The 19,688-nt window shown below is 64.9% G+C and carries 18 protein-coding genes; 9 read left to right on the top strand and 9 right to left on the bottom strand.

The window, feature by feature from the left end; all coding sequences use genetic code 11:
- Window positions 1-10 precede the first annotated feature (10 nt).
- A complete protein-coding gene (locus HCN50_RS22415; protein ID WP_171711880.1) occupies window positions 11-664 on the bottom strand; it encodes a S24 family peptidase in 654 nt (217 codons plus the stop codon).
- Between the two features lie 263 nt (window positions 665-927).
- Between HCN50_RS22415 and HCN50_RS22410 the strand changes: the two genes are divergently transcribed.
- Window positions 928-1,272 (top strand): DUF952 domain-containing protein, encoded by a 345-nt coding sequence (locus tag HCN50_RS22410; protein WP_171711878.1) that lies wholly within the window; start codon window positions 928-930, stop codon window positions 1,270-1,272.
- Window positions 1,269-2,366, top strand: coding sequence for a quinone-dependent dihydroorotate dehydrogenase (locus tag HCN50_RS22405; RefSeq protein WP_171711875.1), 1,098 nt, complete (start codon window positions 1,269-1,271; stop codon window positions 2,364-2,366). The genes HCN50_RS22410 and HCN50_RS22405 overlap by 4 nt, the downstream gene beginning before the upstream one ends.
- A gap of 27 nt (window positions 2,367-2,393) precedes the next feature.
- Here HCN50_RS22405 and HCN50_RS22400 read toward each other — a convergent pair whose 3' ends face one another.
- From HCN50_RS22400 to HCN50_RS22380, 5 genes are all read right to left on the bottom strand, one after another.
- Window positions 2,394-3,776 carry an MATE family efflux transporter gene (locus tag HCN50_RS22400; RefSeq protein ID WP_171711873.1) on the bottom strand — a complete coding sequence of 461 codons (1,383 nt, stop codon included), beginning with the start codon at window positions 3,774-3,776 and terminating at the stop codon, window positions 2,394-2,396.
- Between the two features lie 2 nt (window positions 3,777-3,778).
- On the bottom strand, window positions 3,779-4,513 hold the full coding sequence (locus HCN50_RS22395; RefSeq protein ID WP_171711872.1) for an MBL fold metallo-hydrolase: 735 nt from the start codon (window positions 4,511-4,513) through the stop codon (window positions 3,779-3,781).
- A 24-nt stretch (window positions 4,514-4,537) separates the two neighbouring features.
- Complete coding sequence (locus tag HCN50_RS22390) at window positions 4,538-4,840, bottom strand: DUF6460 domain-containing protein (RefSeq protein WP_171711870.1); 303 nt, start codon at window positions 4,838-4,840, stop codon at window positions 4,538-4,540.
- Between the two features lie 96 nt (window positions 4,841-4,936).
- Window positions 4,937-6,589, bottom strand: a complete 1,653-nt coding sequence (locus HCN50_RS22385; RefSeq protein ID WP_171711867.1) for a cisplatin damage response ATP-dependent DNA ligase — start codon at window positions 6,587-6,589, stop codon at window positions 4,937-4,939.
- Window positions 6,586-7,623 carry a ligase-associated DNA damage response exonuclease gene (locus HCN50_RS22380; protein ID WP_171711865.1) on the bottom strand — a complete coding sequence of 346 codons (1,038 nt, stop codon included), beginning with the start codon at window positions 7,621-7,623 and terminating at the stop codon, window positions 6,586-6,588. Before HCN50_RS22380 ends, HCN50_RS22385 begins: the two co-directional genes overlap by 4 nt.
- 155 nt (window positions 7,624-7,778) lie before the next feature.
- Between HCN50_RS22380 and HCN50_RS22375 the strand changes: the two genes are divergently transcribed.
- From HCN50_RS22375 to pdeM, 4 genes are all read left to right on the top strand, one after another.
- Window positions 7,779-8,705 (top strand): class I SAM-dependent DNA methyltransferase, encoded by a 927-nt coding sequence (locus HCN50_RS22375; RefSeq protein WP_171711863.1) that lies wholly within the window; start codon window positions 7,779-7,781, stop codon window positions 8,703-8,705.
- A 106-nt stretch (window positions 8,706-8,811) separates the two neighbouring features.
- Window positions 8,812-10,041, top strand: a complete 1,230-nt coding sequence (locus HCN50_RS22370) for an ABC transporter substrate-binding protein (RefSeq protein WP_171711861.1) — start codon at window positions 8,812-8,814, stop codon at window positions 10,039-10,041.
- Between the two features lie 148 nt (window positions 10,042-10,189).
- Complete coding sequence (locus tag HCN50_RS22365) at window positions 10,190-12,775, top strand: ligase-associated DNA damage response DEXH box helicase (protein ID WP_210265041.1); 2,586 nt, start codon at window positions 10,190-10,192, stop codon at window positions 12,773-12,775.
- Window positions 12,776-12,826: 51 nt separating this feature from the next.
- Complete coding sequence (gene pdeM, locus HCN50_RS22360; protein WP_171711859.1) at window positions 12,827-13,498, top strand: ligase-associated DNA damage response endonuclease PdeM; 672 nt, start codon at window positions 12,827-12,829, stop codon at window positions 13,496-13,498.
- 167 nt (window positions 13,499-13,665) lie between these two features.
- On the opposite strand, the gene HCN50_RS22355 is transcribed toward pdeM, so the two are convergent.
- The gene (locus tag HCN50_RS22355) at window positions 13,666-14,529 is read right to left on the bottom strand and encodes a LysR family transcriptional regulator (RefSeq protein ID WP_171711856.1); all 864 of its coding nucleotides are present in this window, start codon (window positions 14,527-14,529) and stop codon (window positions 13,666-13,668) included.
- Window positions 14,530-14,626: 97 nt separating this feature from the next.
- Between HCN50_RS22355 and HCN50_RS22350 the strand changes: the two genes are divergently transcribed.
- The 3 genes from HCN50_RS22350 (at window position 14,627) to HCN50_RS22340 (ending at window position 17,783) form a co-directional block, all read left to right on the top strand.
- Window positions 14,627-15,544, top strand: a complete 918-nt coding sequence (locus tag HCN50_RS22350; RefSeq protein ID WP_171711854.1) for a DMT family transporter — start codon at window positions 14,627-14,629, stop codon at window positions 15,542-15,544.
- Between the two features lie 10 nt (window positions 15,545-15,554).
- Window positions 15,555-16,337 carry an MBL fold metallo-hydrolase gene (locus HCN50_RS22345; protein ID WP_171711852.1) on the top strand — a complete coding sequence of 261 codons (783 nt, stop codon included), beginning with the start codon at window positions 15,555-15,557 and terminating at the stop codon, window positions 16,335-16,337.
- Window positions 16,338-16,430: 93 nt separating this feature from the next.
- A complete protein-coding gene (locus HCN50_RS22340; protein WP_171711850.1) occupies window positions 16,431-17,783 on the top strand; it encodes an NRAMP family divalent metal transporter in 1,353 nt (450 codons plus the stop codon).
- A 98-nt stretch (window positions 17,784-17,881) separates the two neighbouring features.
- Here the strand turns inward: HCN50_RS22340 and HCN50_RS22335 are convergent, their stop codons facing one another.
- Both HCN50_RS22335 and HCN50_RS22330 read right to left on the bottom strand, forming a co-directional pair.
- Complete coding sequence (locus tag HCN50_RS22335) at window positions 17,882-18,664, bottom strand: TIGR02186 family protein (RefSeq protein ID WP_376700313.1); 783 nt, start codon at window positions 18,662-18,664, stop codon at window positions 17,882-17,884.
- Window positions 18,661-19,587, bottom strand: a complete 927-nt coding sequence (locus HCN50_RS22330; RefSeq protein ID WP_171711848.1) for a sulfite exporter TauE/SafE family protein — start codon at window positions 19,585-19,587, stop codon at window positions 18,661-18,663. Before HCN50_RS22330 ends, HCN50_RS22335 begins: the two co-directional genes overlap by 4 nt.
- Between the last annotated feature and the right edge of the window lie 101 nt (window positions 19,588-19,688).

Below are 19,688 nucleotides of genomic sequence, written 5' to 3'. Positions count from 1 at the left end.
CGCGGCAATCCTACTGGCTCGCCCACACGATCCTGGCAATCCAGGCGACGTCGTCGGCGTCGAGGGTACGGTCGGCTTGCGCCGGGTTCAGCGATTGCAGCTCCAGCGTCCTGGTGGTCCGGCGCTTCAGTTCCTTGACCATCACTTCGCCGCCCGACGTCTTGAGCACGACGCGGTCGCCGCGCCGGATCGGCGTGCCCGGCGATACCACGATGATGTCGCCGTCGCGATAGGTCGGCCTCAGCGAATCGCCGGAGATTTCCAGCGCGTAGGCGTGCTCGTCGCTGGCCGACGGCAGCGCGACTTCGTCCCAGCCTTTGCCGGCCGGAAAGCCGCTCTCGTCGAAATGGCCGCCGCTGCCGGCTTGGGCGAGAGCGAGCAGTGGCACCGATTGCAGGCTGCGTGCGCCGTCGCCGATCAACTGCACGAAGCTGTCGATCGACGAATTCGTGGCCGCCAGCGCCTTGGATACCGATTCGGTGGAAGGCCAGCGCTCCCGGCCGTCGGCGGTGATGCGTTTGGACTTGTTGAACGTGGTGGGATCGAGGCCGGCGCGCTTGGCAAGCCCGGAAGGGGACATGCCGGCGCGCTCCGCCAGCCGGTCAAGGGCGGTCCAGACCTGGCTGTGGGTCAGGATATGTTGTGCCTTGGCATGCCTCGCCATCTAGAATCCCCCGGAGCGGTCTAGGAATTATTGCCTGATCCGGCCGGTTTGAGCAAATCTGGCGCAACCTTTTCAGGCGAAGTAGGCACGTGCTTGCGTGAAGAAAGCGCGTCAAAACACGAAATTGGCGCATGGAATCAGAAACGGGCGCCGCGTTCCGCCGCAGCAGTGCTTGAGTTGGCGGCCTGCCGCCATTACGGTCGGCCGCCAGCCCGGCCATTTCCGGGAAATCCCAACAGACTCAACAACAAGCCCGGAGAGCCGTGCCGACCATCTATAAAATCACTTCCGCGTCGGCCTGGCGCGAGGCCGAGCGGCAGGGCGTCTACCGAGGCAGCGCGGACGATCTGCGCGACGGCTACATTCATTTTTCCACGGCCTCGCAGGTCGCCGAGACGGCGCGAAAGCATTATTTCGGCCAGACCGGCCTGTTCCTGGTCGCGGTCGATGCCGACGCGCTCGGCGACGCGCTGCGCTGGGAACGCTCGCGCAACGACGAACTGTTCCCGCATCTCTATGGCGAGCTCGATCTCGGCGCGGTGACCGCCATCCTTGATATGCGCGCGCGGTCCGACGGCACGCACGACATTCCGGAGCTCACGCCGTGATCCGCGCCTTCGACGCCTTCTCGCTGCCGCTGCTCCGCTGGTTCGATCCGGAGGACGCGCATCGCATGGCGATCCACGGCCTGCGGCTGTTGCTGCCGATCAAGCCGCGCGCCGACGACCACAAGCTCGCGGTACGCGCCTTCGGCCTGAATTTTCCCAATCCGATCGGCATGGCCGCGGGCTTCGACAAGAGCGCCGAGGTGCCCGACGCATTGCTCCGGCTCGGCTTCGGCTTTGTCGAGATCGGCACCGTGACGCCGAAGCCGCAGGGGGGCAATCCGCGGCCGCGGCTGTTTCGGCTCGAGCGGGACGAAGCGGTGATCAACCGCATGGGCTTCAACAATGACGGCGCCGAAGCCGCGCTGCGCCGCCTCGCGGCGCGCGCCCACCATGGCGGCATCGTCGGCGTCAATGTCGGGGCGAACAAGGATTCGTCCGACCGCGTCGCCGACTACGTCAAGCTGATCGAGACGTTTGCGCCGGTGGCGAGCTACTTTACAGTCAACGTCTCCTCGCCGAACACGCCGGGCCTGCGCAATTTGCAGCAATCGGCGGCGCTCGATGAACTGCTGGCCAAGGTGATCGATGCGCGCGAGCGCGTGCGCAGGAATGCCGGCGACTCGCCGGTGCTGCTCAAGATCGCGCCGGACCTCAGCCTGACCGAACTCGACGACGTCGTGCACATCGCGCGCTCGCGTAAAGTCGACGGCATGATCGTCGCCAACACTACGCTTGCGCGTCCCTCGACGCTGCGCGAACAGGCGCGTGCGAAGGAGCAGGGCGGCTTGTCGGGGCGGCCGCTGTTCCGGCTATCGACGCGCATGGTGGCGGAGACCTATGTCCGCACCGAGGGCGCGTTTCCGCTGATCGGCGTCGGTGGCATCGATTCCGGCGGTGCCGCGCTGACGAAAATCCGCGCCGGCGCCAGCCTGATCCAGGTCTATTCGGCTCTCGTCTACAAGGGGCTTGGCCTCGTCGACGACATCAAGAATGATCTTGCTTCGACCTTGCTGCGCACCGGGCGTGACTCATTGTCGGAAATCGTCGGCGCCGATGCTGCGACGATCACCGCCGAAGACTGGCCGGTGAGGTGATCTCTTCGCGCGCAAGCGCGTTTTGAGTCACCTCGCCTCGCTCTTGCGGCCGCAGGAGCGGGGCGAGGGAGAAGAGCGTCGCCCATCTCCTCCAAATGACCTCTTCAACAGCGCGGGATACCGCAACGCCTCCAGTCCGCCCCGCGCAGCGTAATGCACGAGCAGCGCCGCCCACAGCCCGGCATTGCCGAACGACCGCAGCGCGAACCAGGCGGCAAGGAAGATCACGAGCGAGGCGACCATCAGGTTGCGCATGTCGCGCGCCCAGGTCGCGCCGATATAGATGCCGTCATAGGCAAAGGCGAACACGCCGAGCAGCGGCGCGAAAATGACAAACCACAGATAATCGCGCGCAATGCGGCGCACGTCCAGGCTTGCGGTCATGATGTCGATCAGCGCTGGACCGAACAGCAGGAAGCAGACGGCCACCGCGAGCGCAAAGCCGAAGCCCCAGATGACGACGAGCCTTACCGCGCCTGCAAATGCATCCTTGTCGCGTGCGCCAAAAGCGCGGCCGCAGAGCTGTTCGGCGGCGTTCGCCAGGCCATCGAGGAAGAAGCCACTGATCATCAGAAAATTGTTCAAGACTGCGTTTGCCGCAAGTGTCGTGTCGCCGGCGCGGGCTCCCTGCGCGTTGAAAAACAGGAAGGCGGCGATCAGCGCGGCGGTACGAATCAGGATGTCGCGATTGACCGTCAGCATCCGCATCAGTTTCGTGCGATCGAACAGCATCGCGCGGGAAGGGGCGTGGCGGCCTTGCGCGAGGCGGTGCGCAATCAGCCCGCCGAGTGCGAGGCCTGTAGCCTCCGCAATCACGGCTGCGATCGCCGCGCCGGCGATGCCGAAGTCGAACACCAGCACCAGCAGCACCGTCGCCGTCGTGTTGGTGAGGTTGACGGTGATCTGCGTGCCGAGTGCGAGCTTGGCGCGAGCCTGCCCGATCAGCCAGCCCAGCACGACGTAGTTGCCGAGCGCGAGCGGCGCCGACCAGATCCGGATCGTGAAGTAGGTTCTTGCCGCGCGGGTAACGCCCTCGCTGCCTCCCATCGCGTCAAGCAGAATCGTTGCCACTGGCGCCTGAAGTGCAATGAGAGCGCTGCCGATCAGGGCCGCGACGATCAGCCCGCGCAGCAGGATCGCGCGCAGTTCCGACGTCTCGCGCGCGCCCAGCGATTGCGCGGTAAAGGCCACTGTGCTCATGCGCAGGAAGCCGAACAGCCAGAACATGCAGTCGAACAATACCGAGGCCAGGGCCACGCCGCCGAGCAACGTGGCGTCGCCGAGCCGGCCGATCGCGGTCGTCGAGACGATGCCGATCAGCGGCGTCGTCAGGTTTGCGACCATCGCGGGACCGGCGATGGCAAACACCTGTGCCGTCGTGACCCGGGACGCAGATTTAGGGGAATGCATGCCTAGAGCTCGACCACCATGCCGTCTTCGGCAGCGGTGTAGGGCAACTCGCCCAATCGTCCGAGCATGTCGTCGCTCATATGCGTCAGCACCAGCCGCCTGGCATTGATCGCGGGAAGGTGCGCTTCCAGCGTCTTCAGGCTGAGATGGTTCTTGACAATCTTGTCGTAGTAATAGGCTTCCGCGATGAAGAGATCAGCGCCCTGCGCCGCCGCGATCAGCGTCTCCGTCCACTCGGTATCGGCGCTGTAAGTGATGACGCGGCCCTCGGCTTCGACCCGGTAGGCGAGGAACGGCCCACCGGATTCGCCGTGGACGACGGAACAGGGCGTCACCTTGACGTCACCGAACGTCCGGCTCCGCTCGGCTTCAAGCGCAATGACGGAAAGATCGAAGCGCTGCTTTGTCTTCGAGGAGTGCTCGAACAGCGCTTCCATCAGGATGGCGAGCTTGGTCTCGATACCTTGCGGTCCGGCAATGACGAGCGGGCGGGAGCGGCGCGTGAACTGCGCATCCAGCAGCAGAAACGGCAGACCGCCAAAATGATCGCCGTGGAAATGCGTGATCAGGATCAGGTCGATCGCATCGCGCGCGATGCCGAGGCGCTTGAGCGCCGGCAGCGATGACGCGCCGCAATCGATCAGGAAATTGACGCTGCTGCCGGTAACGTGGAAGCAGGTATTATACCTGCCACCAGAGCCAAGCGCATCGCCGCAGCCGACAAATCTCAGTTGCATCGGCCACTCACCGCCTGTGAATGGTTATCGCCCGCGCGGGGCGCCAAACAGCCGCGACAGCAGCCAGATCGGGATGACGATCACGGCGCCGAGCAGGAAGTAGCGCCACAGCCAGTTGACCGCGTCGAACCCAAGATCCCACAGCCGCTGGAACAGCATGCGAATGCTGTGGAGGATGTTCCACGGATCGAAGCCGATGGCGGCGAGCACCACGCCGACCAGGATCGACAGCAGGATCAGCCGGAATGCGACTGCCAACGGCGAGCCGCCGAGAAAACGGTACAGGCCGTCATTGCTGGCCGGCAGGTCTCTGACGTCGTTAGGCATCGCTTTCTCCTCGCGGGTCGCGCGCATTATAGGCACGGCGGGGCACATGGGGAACCCGCCCCGCGCAGTCAATGGCCGCCATGCGCGTCTGGAATGTTAATTTGCCGTCACGTCTTTCAGCATCCGCTCCAGCGTCTCCAGCCGGTCGGCCTCGCGCGGCGGCTTGTCCCAGCGCAGCCGGTTGATGCGGGGAAACCGCATCGCGACGCCGGATTTGTGCCGCGGCGAGCGCTGCAAGCCCTCAAAGGCGACTTCCAGCACCAAGCCCTGGTCCGGCTCATGCACGACATGGCGCACGGGGCCGAACTTTTCGGTGGTGTTGCGGCGGACGAAACGGTCGATCTGCAAGAGTTCCTCGTCGGTGAAGCCGAAATAGGCCTTGCCGACCGGCACCAGTTGCTCGCCACCTTCGCCATCGGTCCAGACGCCAAACGTGTAGTCCGAATAGTAGGACGAGCGCTTGCCGTGGCCGCGCTGCGCATACATCAGCACGGCATCGATGATGTGCGGATCGCGCTTCCACTTCCACCACTGGCCCTTGGGGCGGCCCGGCAGATAGGGCGCATCGCGCCGCTTGAGCATCACGCCTTCGACCGCATCCGCATCCTCGCCGGCACCGGCGGCTTTCGGATCGGCGCGCGCCGCCATCAGCGCTTCCCAACTGTCGAAGGCAACCGTCGGCGACAGGTCGATGCGCGGGTCGTTGAGCTTCCTGACGAAGGTCTCGAGATGGGCGCGGCGCTCGGCAAACGGCAGCTCGCGCAGATCGTTCTCGTCGTCGCCGAGCAGGTCGTAGGCGCGCAGGTGAATCGGAAATTCCTTGATCAGTTTCGGCGAGACGACTTTTCGGTTCAGCCGCTGCTGCAGCACGTTGAAGGTCTGCACGCGCCCCTCGCGCAGCACCAGCAATTCGCCGTCGATGGCGCCGGGCAGGTGCAGTGAGGGTACGAGGTCAGGGAAGCTCTTGGTGATGTCCTCGCCGGTGCGCGAATACAGCCGCGACTGCATATGCCCGCGCTCGTCGCGGCCCGCGACCGCCTGCACGCGAATGCCGTCCCATTTCCATTCCGCGATGAAGTCAGCCGGATCGAGACTGGCGAAATCGGTATCCTCGATCGCATGCGCCAGCATCACGGGGCGGAATGGCGCGGGATCGCGGTTGACCGGCTTGTCGCCCCGGCCTTCCAGCCACGCGAACAGGTCGAGATAGGGCGGGGTGAGCCCGGGCCAGATCAGTTCGATCTCGTGCGGATCCTTATTCCCCAGCGCCGCCGCGGCGGTTTTCGCCAGCCGCGCCGAAATCCCGATCCGCATCGCGCCGGTGACGAGTTTTAGCAGCGCCCAGCGTCCGGTCTCGTCGAGCTCGTCGAGCCAGCGCGCGAGCTGTCTTGGCAACTCGGTCTTGCCGAGGGTGCGGAGCGTGGTGACGACTTCGGACAGCGTCGGGGGCGGCGGATTATTGTGGCCGGCCAACTCGACCTTCGGCCACATCAGCGCAACCGTCTCGGACAGGTCCCCGACGTAATCGTACGACAGCCCGAACAGCACCGGATCGGTACGATCCATGATCAGATCGCGAATGAGTCCCGGCTTGGCATGCTTGAACGACAGTGCGCCGGTCAGCGCGGCCAGCGCGTAACCGCGGTCGGGATCGGGCGTGTCGCGGAAATAGGCCGTGATCAGCCGCAGCTTGTTGTTGCGGCCGGGCTCGTAGGCGAGCCGATCCAGCAGTTCGGCGAACCGGTTCATGCCTCGGCCTCGTCGGCCGCGACCACGTCGTGCTCCTCCTCATCGCCATAGCCGACGAGGTCCAGCGGCCGCGCGGCAAGCCCGCGCGTTTTGCACCAATGCACCAGCGCATCTTCCTGGCCGTGCGTGACCCAGACCTCGCCGGCGCCGGTAGCTTCGATGGTCGCGGTCAGGCCATCCCAATCGGCATGGTCGGAGATCACCAACGGCAGTTCGATGCCGCGCTGGCGGGCGCGCGCCCGCACCCGCATCCATCCCGAGGCGAACGCCGTAACCGGATCGGGGAAACGTCGCGTCCAGATATCGGATGTGGCCGTGGGCGGCGCGAGCGCAATGGTGCCGGCGAGATCGGCCTTCTTCACGCCTCTCACGGCGCGCAGTTCGCCGAGCGCGACGCCACGGCTTTCGTAGTAATGCGTGATCTTTTCCATCGCGCCATGCAGATAGACCGGCGCATCGTAACCCTGCTCCCGCAATAGCGCGATTACCCGCTGCGCCTTGCCGAGCGAATAGGCCCCGACCAGATGCGCGCGCTCCGGAAACAGCGCCACTGAGGCCAGCAGCTTCTTCACCTCGTCCGCCGCATCGCCATGGCGAAACACCGGTAGCCCAAAGGTCGCCTCGGTGATGAAGACGTCGCAGGGTATCACCTCGAACGGCGTGCAGGTCGGATCGATGGCGTCCTTGTAGTCGCCGGAGGCAACGATGCAGGTGTCCTTGCAGCTCACCGCAATCTGCGCCGAGCCGAGCACATGGCCCGCGGGGTGGAATTTGATCTTGACGTCGCCGAGCGCAATTTCCTCGCCATAGCGAATGGCCTGCGTAGCTCGTGCAAAATTGTCGCCGTAGCGCAGCCGCATCAGGTCGAGCGTTTCCTGCGTGGCGAGCACCGCGCCATGACCCGCACGGGCGTGATCGGAATGGCCGTGGGTGATAACGGCGCGCTCCACAGGCCGCACCGGGTCGATATGGAAGCCACCCGGCTTACAGCACAGGCCGGCGGGAAGGGGAATCAGGATGTCCTGCGGACGCATGCAAATTATATAGGAGGTCCTGTGACGAATTTTACCCGTCATGCGCGGGCTTGACCCGCGCATCCATCCTGAAGGAATCTTCCAATCGATGGGTTGCCGGGTCATCCCCGATCGGGTCGGGGACAGGCGCCCGGCGATGACAAGTTTCGGAACCCATGCCTGCCCGCCTTTTTCTCTCCTCCGGCGATCTGATGGCCGACCGCCGGTTCGAATTTGCGCGCGACCTTCAACTGAAGGGTGATCTGCCTGCCGCCGCCGATCTCCTGCTGCAGGCAACCGAACTGGCGCCGGATTTCGCGTCCGCCTGGTTCGCGCTCGGAGGCATCCGCGAAGAGCTCGGCCAGCGCGAGGCGGCCGTCTCGGCGTTTCAAAAGGCCAGGGCCAGCGATCCCGACGATCGGCACGGCGCCGGGATTCGATTGATGCGCCTCGGCGCCGAACCCGTGGCCGGCATGCCGCAGGCCTATGTGCAAACCCTGTTCGATCAATATGCGCCGCGGTTCGAATCCTCACTGGTCGGCGATCTCGGCTATCGCGGGCCCGCGCTGCTGTTCGGGGCGGTCCTGTCGGTGCGATCGGCCGAACGCAAGCCAGCGTTCTTCAAGCGCGCGATCGATCTCGGCTGCGGCACCGGGCTTGCGGCATCGGCCTTTGCCAACGGGGTCGACCATTTCGTCGGCGTCGATCTGTCGACGCGCATGATTGAGCGGGCCCGCGCCACTGGTCTCTATGCCGAACTTAACGTCTCCGACATGCTGCAGGGGTTGCGCGCACAGCCGGATGCCAGTGCCGATCTCATTCTCGCCGCGGACGCCATGGTGTACGTCGCCGAAATCGCGCCCGTGCTGAAGGAGGCCGCACGCGTGCTAGTTTCCGGCGGGCTGCTCGCCTTCACCACCGAAACCCATGATGGCGAAGGCGTCATCATCGGCGGAGGGCTGCGCTATGCCCATGCTGCGGCATACGTGCGCGCCGCGGTCGAATCGGCCGGCCTCAAATTGTCCCTGCTGGAAGATCGCTCCGCCCGCAATGAGGACAACGCGCCAGTTCCCGGGCTGGTCGCCGTCGCCGCCAAAACTTGAGTCTAGACGCTACGCTCGCCGCGAATGGCGGCATTGCGTGCGACATGTCAGCTATTGCCACTGACGGCGGAATGCCTGATCAAGACTCCCATAAGGGAGAACAACAATGAAAAGCAAACAGACCCGCCGCGAATTCGGCGCCACGGCCCTCGCCAGCATTCTTGCATCCGCGATGCCCGCGCCGTTCGTCTGGGCGGCGGAGAAGAAATACGATCCGGGCGCCAGCGATACTGAAATCAAGCTCGGCCAGACCGTGCCGCATTCCGGGCCCGGCTCGCTCTATGGCGTGCTGGGGCGGGTCGGCGAGGCCTATTTCCAGATGTTGAACGAGAAGGGCGGCATCAACGGACGCAAGGTAAAGTTCTTCACCATGGACGACGCCTACAGCGCGCCGAAATGCGTCGAGGCGACGCGGCGGCTGGTCGAGCAGGAAGAAGTGCTGGCGCTGTACGGCTCGCTCGGCACCGCGCCGCAGACCGCCGTGCACAAATATCTCAATTCCAAGGGCGTGCCGCAACTGCTGCTCAATACCGGCGCGTCGAAATGGAACGATCCGAAGAACTTCAAATGGACCATGGCGGGTCTGCCGCTTTATCCGACCGAAGCGCGTATTCTCGCCCGGCACGTCGTGAGCGTGAAGCCGAATGCGAAGATCGGCATCCTCTACCAGAACGACGATTTCGGCCGTGACTTCCTCGGTCCCTTCAAGAAGGTGCTGGCGGATGCCGGCGGCACCGCCAAGGTGATCATGGAGCAGACTTATGATCTGACCGAGCCGACGGTCGACTCGCAGCTCATCAATCTCTCGAAGTCCGGCGCGGATGTTTTCTACAATATCTCGACCGGCAAGGCGTCGTCGCAATCGATCCGGAAGGTGGCCGAACTCGGCTGGAAGCCGCTGCATCTGCTGTCGGCGGGATCGACCGGCCGCTCGATTCTCGCGGCCGCTGGCCTCGAGAATGCCACCGGGATCGTCGCCATCCGCTACGCCAAGGAAGTCGGCGTGCCGCGCTTCGAGAAGGACCCCGACGTGATGGCGTTCGAGGAACTGCGCAAAAAGTATCTGCCCAACGTTGATCCCGACAACACCATCGCCTTTGCCGGCTACGGCCAGGTCGCGACCATGGCAGAGATCGTGCGCCGCTGCGGCGATGAACTCACCCGCGCCAATGTGCTGAAGCAGGCGACCATGCTGGCGGGTTTCCACTCGCCCTATTTCCTCGACGGCGTGAACTACAGCTACACGCCCGAGGACTACACGCCGATGAAGACGCTCTACATCTCGATCTTCAACGGCAAGGACTGGGATATTTCGGACAAGCCGGTGACGGAGTAGGGTGACGGTCATTCCGGGGCGATGCGAGGCAGCGAATTATGGTGCGCAATTGCGCACCTGAGAATCTCGAGATTCCGGGTTCGCTGCGCCCGGAACGACGGCGCGAGCCGCTCTGGCCCTCGACGAACCCTCCCCGACGGCTTACCTCTTGCCTGTGCCGTCGCCTGACCCCTCGCCTTTCACGCCGCTCGAAACGGCTGCGCTGCTGCCCGAGCGCTTCCGGCGCTGGTTCGCTGCGCGCGGCTGGTCGCCGCGCGAGCATCAATTGGCGCTGTTGGCGAAAGCCGGCGAGGATCGCTCCGCCCTGCTGATCGCGCCGACCGGCGCCGGCAAAACGCTGGCCGGCTTTCTGCCGACGCTGGTGGAGCTCTCGCGCCCCAGGGGCCGGCGGGACGAAGGCACGAAGAGCCTCATCTCCACCGGCCGCAGCGTGAAGCGAACCGGTGGGCTCCACACCCTCTACATCTCGCCGCTCAAGGCACTCGCGGTCGACATCGCGCGCAATCTGGAGACGCCGATCGCGGAGATGGCGCTGCCGATCAAAGTCGAGACCCGTACCGGCGACACGCCGGTATCGCGGCGGCAGCGGCAGCGGCGTTATCCGCCGGATATTCTGCTGACCACGCCCGAGCAACTGGCGCTGCTGCTGTCGTCGGACGATGCGCCATTCCTGTTCTCGTCCCTCAAGCGCATCGTGCTCGACGAGCTGCATGCGCTCGTCACTTCCAAGCGCGGCGACCTGTTGTCGCTCGGGCTGGCGCGGCTGTGGCGGCTGGCGCCGGAGATGCGTGCGATCGGCCTTTCCGCGACGGTCGCCGAGCCGGAATCGCTGGCGCGGTTTCTGGTGCCGCAACGCGAGGGCAGGGAGCTCGCTGCCGATATTGTCTTGGCCGGCGGCGCGGCGGCGCCCATTGTCGAGATGCTCGACACCCAGGAGCGCCTGCCGTGGGCCGGGCATACCGCGCGCCATGCGCTCGGCGAAATGTACGAGCTGATCAAGCGCAACAAGACCACGCTGATCTTCGTCAACACCCGCAGCCAAGCCGAAATGCTGTTCCAGGATTTCTGGCGCATGAACGACGACGGCCTCGCGATCGCCCTTCATCACGGCTCGCTCGACGTCGCGCAGCGTCGCAAGGTCGAGGATGCGATGGCGGCTGGAAAACTGCGCGGCGTGGTCTGCACCTCCTCGCTCGACCTCGGCATCGACTGGGGCGACATCGATCTCGTCATCAATGTCGGCGCGCCCAAAGGGGCTTCGCGGCTGATGCAGCGCATCGGCCGCGCCAATCACCGCCTGGACGAGCCCTCGCGCGCGGTGCTGATCCCGGCCAACCGCTTCGAGGTGCTGGAATGCCGCGTGGCGATCGATGCCATCGCGGAAAATGCGCAGGATACGCCGCCGTTGCGTACCGGCGCACTCGACGTGCTGGCGCAGCACGTGCTCGGCTGCGCTTGCGGTGAACCTTTCCTTTCCGACGAACTCTACGCCGAAGTGCTGACGTCTGCGCCTTACGCCTCACTGACGCGAACCGATTTCGACGACGTCGTCGATTTCGTCGCCACCGGCGGTTACGCGCTGAAGACCTATGAGCGTTTTGCCCGCATCAAGCAGGACAAGCAGGGCCGCTGGCGCGTCGCCAACCCGAAGGTGCGGCAGAGCTATCGGCTCAACGTCGGCACCATCGTCGAAGATACCATGCTGAAGGTGCGCCTGGTGCGCTCCCGCAGCGGTGGTTCCGGCTCGACCGGCGCGCTCGGCCGCGGCGGGCGGATGCTGGGCGAGATCGAAGAGGCCTTCATCGAGGGCCTCGTCATTGGCGACACCTTTGTGTTCGGCGGCGAGGTCGTGCGCTATGAGGCGCTGGCCGAGGACGTGGTCTACGTCTCCCGCGCCAACGACAAGGATGCCAAGGTGCCGTCCTACATGGGCGGCAAGTTTCCGCTCTCGACATATCTCGCCGAGCGCGTCCGCAAATTGCTCGACGACCGCCGCGCCTGGAACGCGCTGCCCGATCAGGTCCGCGATTGGCTGTCGCTGCAAAAGGATTTTTCTCGTGTGCCGGCGGTGCGCGAACTGCTGGTTGAGACCTTTCCGCGCGGCAACAAGCATTACCTTGTCTGCTACCCCTTCGAGGGCCGGCTCGCGCACCAGACGCTCGGCATGCTGCTGACGCGGCGGATGGAGCGGGCGCGGGTGCGGCCGCTCGGCTTCGTCGCCAACGAATATGCGTTGGCCGTGTGGGGACTCGGCGACATGTCGTTCATGATTCGCCATGGCAAGCTCGATCTCGACGCGCTGTTCGAGCCCGACATGCTGGGTGACGATCTTGAAGCATGGCTTGCCGAATCCGCGCTGATGAAGCGCACCTTCCGCACCTGTGCCATCATCTCCGGACTGATCGCGCGGCGCTTCACCGGCGAGGAGAAAACCCGCCGCCAGGTGCTGTTCTCGACCGATCTGATCTACGACGTGCTGCGCAAGCACCAGGCCGACCATGTGCTGCTCCGCGCCGCGCGCGCCGATGCCGCCACCGGACTGCTCGATCTCAAGCGGTTGGGTGATATGCTCTCGCGTATTCAAGGACGAATCACCCATCGGGAACTCGATCATGTTTCGCCGCTTGCGGTACCGGTGATGCTGGAAATCGGCCGCGAGTCAGTTTATGGCGAAGCAGGGGACGAGTTGCTGGCGGAGGCCGCCGATGAACTCGTCAAAGAGGCGATGGGATAGGCGGGCAGGCACGTGACGGCAGGGGCGCAATCTTCGGAAGACAATCAAGGGATGCGCGCTTCGAAGGTCACGATCGCGGATGTCACATTTGTCGCCGATGTCTCGGGCGCGCTGTTCTGGCAGGAGCAGCGCCTGCTCGTGGTTTCCGATCTGCATCTCGAAAAAGGATCGAGCTACGCCAGGCGCGGCGTGCTGCTGCCACCCTATGACACCGTGGCGACGCTGAGCCGGTTGGCCGCGGTGATCGCGCGGCACGATCCGCGCATGGTGATCGCGCTCGGCGACAGCTTTCACGACCGCGACGCGCATCAGCGGCTGTCGGCATCTGACCGCGATGCGCTCTCGGCGCTGCAGGCGCGGCGCGACTGGATCTGGATCTCCGGCAATCACGATCCGGCGTTGCCGTCCAATCTCGGCGGCACGGTAGCGAACGAAGTCGCCATCGGCGCGATCATATTCCGACACGAGCCGACCGGCGCCGCCGGCGAAATCGCCGGCCATCTGCATCCCAAGGCGCGCGTCGCGACCCGGGGGCGATCGATGGAGCGTCGATGCTTCGCGTGCGACGGCGAGCGCGCGGTGATGCCGGCGTTCGGCGCCTACACGGGCGGCTTGAGCATCCGCGATCCAGCCTTTGCGAAAATCTTCCCGACGCCGGCTTTGATGGCGCATGTGCTTGGCAATAACCGGCTGCACACGATTGCAGCGTCGCGATGTTATTGAGTATTTGATGCGAGAGCCTTCTTACCTCTCCCGCTTGCGGGGGAGGTCGACGCGCTCGAAGAGCGTGGCGGGTGGGGGCCTCTCCCAGCATTCGAACATCTGTTATGCGGCGCTACCCCCACCCCAGCCCCCCGGCAAGCGGGAGACGGAGCGCGCCGCCCGTGCCGCTACGCCGCCTTCGCGTCCACACTATCGCAGAACTCGGCGAGGCGGTCGGCGAGCCGCAGCGTCGCCGGGCTCGCATCGGGCGAGGCCATCAGCGCGATCTCCGTCTTGTCGATCGGCGCAAAGCCGTCTTTCGCCGTGAGCACGCGATGGCCGGGCTGGATCGCGATTTCCGAGAGGATGCTCAGCCCCAATCCCGCGGCGACCGCGGCCTGGATGCCGGCGAGGCCTGAACTCGTATAGGCCATGTGCCAGGAGCGGCCCGCGCTTTCCAGCGCATGGATAGCGCGCGACCGATAGAGACAGCCGGCGGGAAAGCCGATCAGCGGCACCGAGCCCGAACTGATGTCGAGTGGATGGGTCTTGCTGGCGACCCAGTGCACTCGCTCCGGCCACACCGCGATCGCGCCCTTTTCGCCGGCGTCGCGCTTGAGTAGCGCGAGATCGAGATCGCCGCGTTCGATGTCGCGCTTCAGATACGTGCTCTGGTCGGCGCGCACATCGAGCCGTAGCCCGGGTCGCGAGCGCGCAAACGTCGCCAATAGTTTCGCGAGCCTATAGGCGGCGAAATCCTCGGGGATGCCGAGCTTGATTGCGCCTTCGCTCTCGGGGCGCGCCACCACGTCGCGTGCCTCTTCGGCAAGCGCCAATAGCCGCCGCGCATAGGAAAGCAGCCGTTCGCCGGCCTCCGTCGGCGTCACGTCCTTGCCGTTGCGGTTCAGCAGTGGCTGGCCGACATCGTCTTCCAGCCGCTTGATCTGCTGGCTGACGGTCGACTGCGTGCGATGGACACGTTCGCCGGCGCGGGTGAAGCCTCCGGCATCGACTACGGAGACGAAGCTGCGCAGCAGTTCCAGATCGAGCATGGATATGCTCCATTTATAAATCCACTGAACAACAGCTTATCATTTAATTTCCAAATATCAAGGCGCGGCCTTAGATCATGGGCAAAGGAGATCTTCCATGTCGCTCGCGCCCTCGGTCGCGGTCTCCCGCCCGACCTTCAATCCGCTGCCGCTCTATGTCGGGCTCTTCTGCCTGCTCTGGAGCTTTGCTTTCGTCGCCGGCAAAATCGGCGTTACCGATTGTCCGCCGCTGATCCTGCTCGCCGCGCGGTTTTCGCTGGCGGGCATCCTGATCCTTGGCATTTCGGCGCTCCGCAGCGAGAAATGGGATCTATCGTGGCGCGACACCGCCGTGTTCGCGCTGCTCGGTGTTGCCAATAACGCGCTCTATCTCGGTCTCGGCTATACCGGGTTGCAGACGGTCTCCGCCGGTCTCGGCGGGCTGATCGTCTCGGCCAATCCCGTTTTCACCGCGATGCTGGCGGCGCTGGTCCTCCGTGAAACCATGACCTGGCGCAAGGTGACGGGCCTCATGCTCGGCGTCGCCGGCGTGGCGTTCATTGTCTGGCACCGCATGTCGGTCGGCACCGATGACTGGCACGGCATTCTGTTCACGCTGGCGTCATTGGTCTCGATCGTTGCCGGCACCATCCTGTTCAAGGTGCTGGCGCCGAAGGGCTCGCTGTGGATCGGCAACGGCATCCAGAACATCGCCGGCGGCCTTGCGGTGATGCCGTTCGCCTTCACGTTTGCCAGCCTCAGTGACATCGTGCCGAGCGCGCGGCTCGCCGGTGCCTTCGCCTTTCTGGTGCTGGGCGGCTCGATCCTTGCCTATCTGCTCTGGTTTCATCTCCTGAAAGTGTGTGGCGCGACAGCCGCGAGCGCCTATCACTTCCTGATGCCGCCGCTCGGCATCCTGTTCGCCTTTCTGGTGCTCGGCGAGCACGTCGAGTTCCGTGACCTGCTCGGCATCGTTCCGGTTGCCCTCGGCATTTACCTGGTGACCCGCCCCGCTGCGGCGGGCCCATCTGCATAAGGAGCAAAATATGACAGTGACGATCACCCTGATCGGCGGCCCCACCGCGCTGATCGAAATCGACGGCTTCCGACTGCTCACCGATCCGACCTTCGATGAACCCGGCGCCTATCAACTGCCGCATGTGAAGCTCGAGAAGCTCGTTGGCCCGGCGCTCAGCCCGCAGGATATCGGTGCGGTCGATGCCGTCCTGCTGAGTCACGACCAGCATTCCGATAATCTCGATCATGCAGGGCGCGACTTTCTCAAATCGGCCAAGCGCGTGCTGACGACGGAAGTCGGTGCGAAGCGGCTCGGCGGTCACGCCGAAGGTTTTGCGCCGTGGCAGGCCACTGAACTGTCCGGCAAGAACGGTCACTCGCTCACAATTACCGCGACGCCCGCGCGCCATGGCCCGGCCGGCATCGAGCCGCTGGCGGGCGACGTGATCGGCTTCGTCGTCGCCTCGAACAGACCGGGCAGCCGCCCGATCTATATCAGCGGCGACACCGTTTGGTATGACGGCGTGGACGAAGTCGCCAGGCGCTTCAAAGCGGGCATCGTGCTGCCGTTTGCAGGCGCGGCGCAAACCCGCGGGCCCTTCCACGTCACCATGGACACCAACGACACAATCGAGACCGCGCGGGCGTTTCCCGATGCGGTGATCGTGCCGGTACACACCGAGGGGTGGAAGCACTTTCGCCAGAGCGCGAATGACCTGCGTGCCGCTTTCGACACGCTGGGCTTTGGATCGCGATTGCGGATTCTGGAGCCGGGCGTGCCGACCGCGATCGAGCCGGCACATTCCGGATAAAGCCGGGTTGCCGTCTTCCAGGGAGTCTATGGCAAGTTCCGTCGGGGAACCTGTCGCTGTCAGCGTCGTTGTCGCTGCGGCTGGACCCTTGGCATGGCAGATCGCAAATCGAGTTCGAATTATCGCAAGCGGCCTGCCGCCGGCCATGCGAAGCCGGCCGCGAAGGCGACGCCGGTACGGCGCAGCTTCCGTGATGCGCTGAAGGCGCTCGGCCCCGGACTCATCACCGGCGCATCCGACGACGATCCATCGGGGATCGGTACCTACAGCCAGGCCGGCGCGCAGCTCGGCTACGGCATCGGCTGGACCATGCTGCTGACCTTTCCGCTGATGGCGGCGATCCAGGAAATTTCCGCGCGTGTCGGCCGCGTCACCGGGCACGGCATTGCGGGCAACGTGTGCCGGCATTATCCACCGTGGCTCCTCTATGTGGTGGTGACGCTGTTGTTCATCGCCAACACCATCAACATCGCCGCCGATCTCGGTGCCATGGCGGACGCCGCCAAACTGCTGATCGGTGGCCACAGCATCGTCTATGTGTTGCTGTTCGGCGTGACGTCGGTGGCGGCGCAGATCTTTCTGGACTACAAGCGATACGTCTCCGTGCTGAAATGGCTGACGCTCAGCCTGTTTGCCTATGTTGCGGCGCTCGCCTTCGCGAGGGTCGATTGGGGCGACGCGCTCGCCGGAATCCTGCTTCCGCGACCGATCTGGAGCTTCGACTATTTCACCACCATCGTCGCCATTCTCGGCACCACGATCTCTCCCTACCTTTTTTTCTGGCAGGCCTCGCAGGAGGCCGAGGATCAGCGCGTCGATGCCGCGAAACGGCCCTTGATCGAAAAGCATTATGGCGCACGGCGGGAATTCAGCCGCATCCGCGCCGACACCATCATCGGCATGGCGTTCTCCAACCTGATCGCGCTGTCGATCATCGTGACCGCCGCGGCGACGCTGCACGCCGCCGGAAAGACCGATATCCGGAGCTCGGCGGAGGCGGCCGAAGCGCTGCGTCCGATCGCCGGCGCATTCGCCGAAACGATCTTTGCGCTCGGCATCATCGGCACCGGTTTGCTGGCGATCCCCGTGCTCGCCGGTGCTGCGGCTTATGCGGTCGGTGAGGGGCGGCGCTGGCCGGTCGGGCTCGCCCGCAAGCCGAAGGAAGCGGCCGCCTTCTACGCCGTGCTGGCGCTGTCGGGGGGCATCGGGATTGCGCTGAACTTCACCCCGATCAACCCGATTTCGGCACTGTACTGGAGCGCCGTCATCAACGGCGTGCTCGCGGTCCCCGTGATGGTATTGTTGATGTTCGTGGCGCGCCGCAAGGACGTGATGGACACGTTCGTGATCAAGGGTCCGCTCTATTGGCTGGGCTGGCTGTCGACGCTTGCGATGGTGCTCAGCGTGGCGGCGATGGGAGCGGGGCTTTTTGTCGGACGATCATAACGCCACGCCCGCCGCCCTCATCCCTGAGGAGCCGCGGAGCGGCGTCTCGAAGGATGGGCCGCGGGCCTCTTCGCGCCTCCTCACCATGAGGGTTGAAATCAATCCTTCCTGAACACGATCGAGGCCATCCAGCCCGTCATCAGCGCCATGAAGGCGGTGATCAGCCCGTAGATAAAGCCATGCTGCTGTGCGGTGGAGGCAACGAACTGTTCGAAGCCGACCTTGACGATTTCGAACGCAGTATCCGTCTTGGTCACCAGCGCGCCGTCGGCGAACAGCTTGATCTCGACATTGTAGAGGCCGATCGGCACTTCGGCGGGCAGGGGAATGCCGGTGCGGAACAGCGTCGGAGTCAGGAACGTCACCGCCGACATCTCCTCGCGATAGAGGCCATGCTGCCGGCGCAGCCGCACGAAGGCGCTGCGGAACGCGTCGTCCGGCACGACGTCGGCGTAGTCGGGTCCGACGCGCTGGGTCAGCAATACATTGTTCAGCCCGAGCTGTTGTCGCCGCTGCACCTCGGGCGAGGCAATGGCATCAAATGGCCGGTTGGAGAACAGCGCCAGATAAGTTGGCACTTTAAGGAACTGCCGGAAATCGGTGTTGATCCAGATTCCGAACCGGCGCTCCTTGCGGCGGGTGACCATGTCGGCGCGCGGGCCGGCGACCGTCACCACCAGATCATAATTGCGGCCGGGTGGCGTGGCGCCGTCCTTCTCCACCGAGCCGAACAGCACCAGCTCTTCGCCGGAATAGTTCGGCGTCACGGTGACGCGGTGGTTCGACACCGACACGATCAGCCGCTCGGCCTGCGCGGGCGAGGCGGCGAGCACGGCGCCCAGGAACAAGCCAGCCAGCATGAGCGGGGCGCGCGCGGTCATCCGGCGCTCCCGGTTTCTCGAATGGTGAAGAGATCCTCGGGCCGGATCACCAGCTCGACGGCAAAACGGACGCCGACGGCGAGCACCAACAGCCCGAGCAGCAGCCGCAAATGTTCGCCGCGGATTTTTTGCCCCGCGCGGGCGCCGAACTGCGCCCCGGTGACGCCGCCGACCATCAGGATCAGCGCCAGCACGGCATCGACCAGATGATTGGTGATGGCGTGCAGCATGGTGGCGAACACCATGGTGACGAGGGTGAGGATCATCGAGGTGCCGATCACGGTCGAGGTCGGCACCCGCAGCACGTAGATCAACAGCGGCACCAGGATGAAGCCGCCGCCGATGCCCATCACGGCGCCGATGAAGCCGATGATCAGGCCGATCAACACGACGGGAATAACGGACAGATAGATCTTCGAGCGCTTGAAGCGCATCTTCAGTGGCAAACCATGGATCCAGACATGGCTGCCGGGGCGGCGCAGGGTGACCGGGCCGCCGCGGCGGGCCCGCAACAGCGCCCGCAGGCCCTCCCAGAACATGAGGCCGCCGACGGTGGTCAGCAGGATCACGTACGACATCGCGATCATGAGATCGAGCTGACCGAGGGCACGCAGCACCGTGAAGGTCCATACCCCGAGCGCCGTGCCCAAACTGCCGCCAGTCAACAGCACCGCGGCGAGGACCGGGTCGATGGCGCGCCGTCTCCAATAGGAGATCGCGCCGGAAAACGAGGAAGCGGCGATATGGCTGGCGACGGAAGCAACTGCGACCGCCGGCGCAATGCCGACGAAAATCAACAGCGGCGTCATCAGGAAGCCGCCGCCGATCCCGAACATGCCGGAGACGAACCCGACCGCCGCGCCCATCGCCAGGATGAGGAAAACATTGACTGGAATGTCGGCGATCGGGAGGTAGAGCTGCACGCGCGCCTGCTTTTTGTAGCTTTGCCGCACGAGACGGCCGGGGAGGCCGCTCAGGGCGTGGTTTCTGTCGTGTTTGCCGGCAGTGGGAATCCGGTTCGCGC

This window comes from Bradyrhizobium archetypum (assembly GCF_013114835.1).
Lineage (GTDB): Bacteria > Pseudomonadota > Alphaproteobacteria > Rhizobiales > Xanthobacteraceae > Bradyrhizobium > Bradyrhizobium archetypum.
Note: the sequence above shows the minus strand (reverse complement) of the source record. Positions and strands in the feature narration are given on the sequence as shown.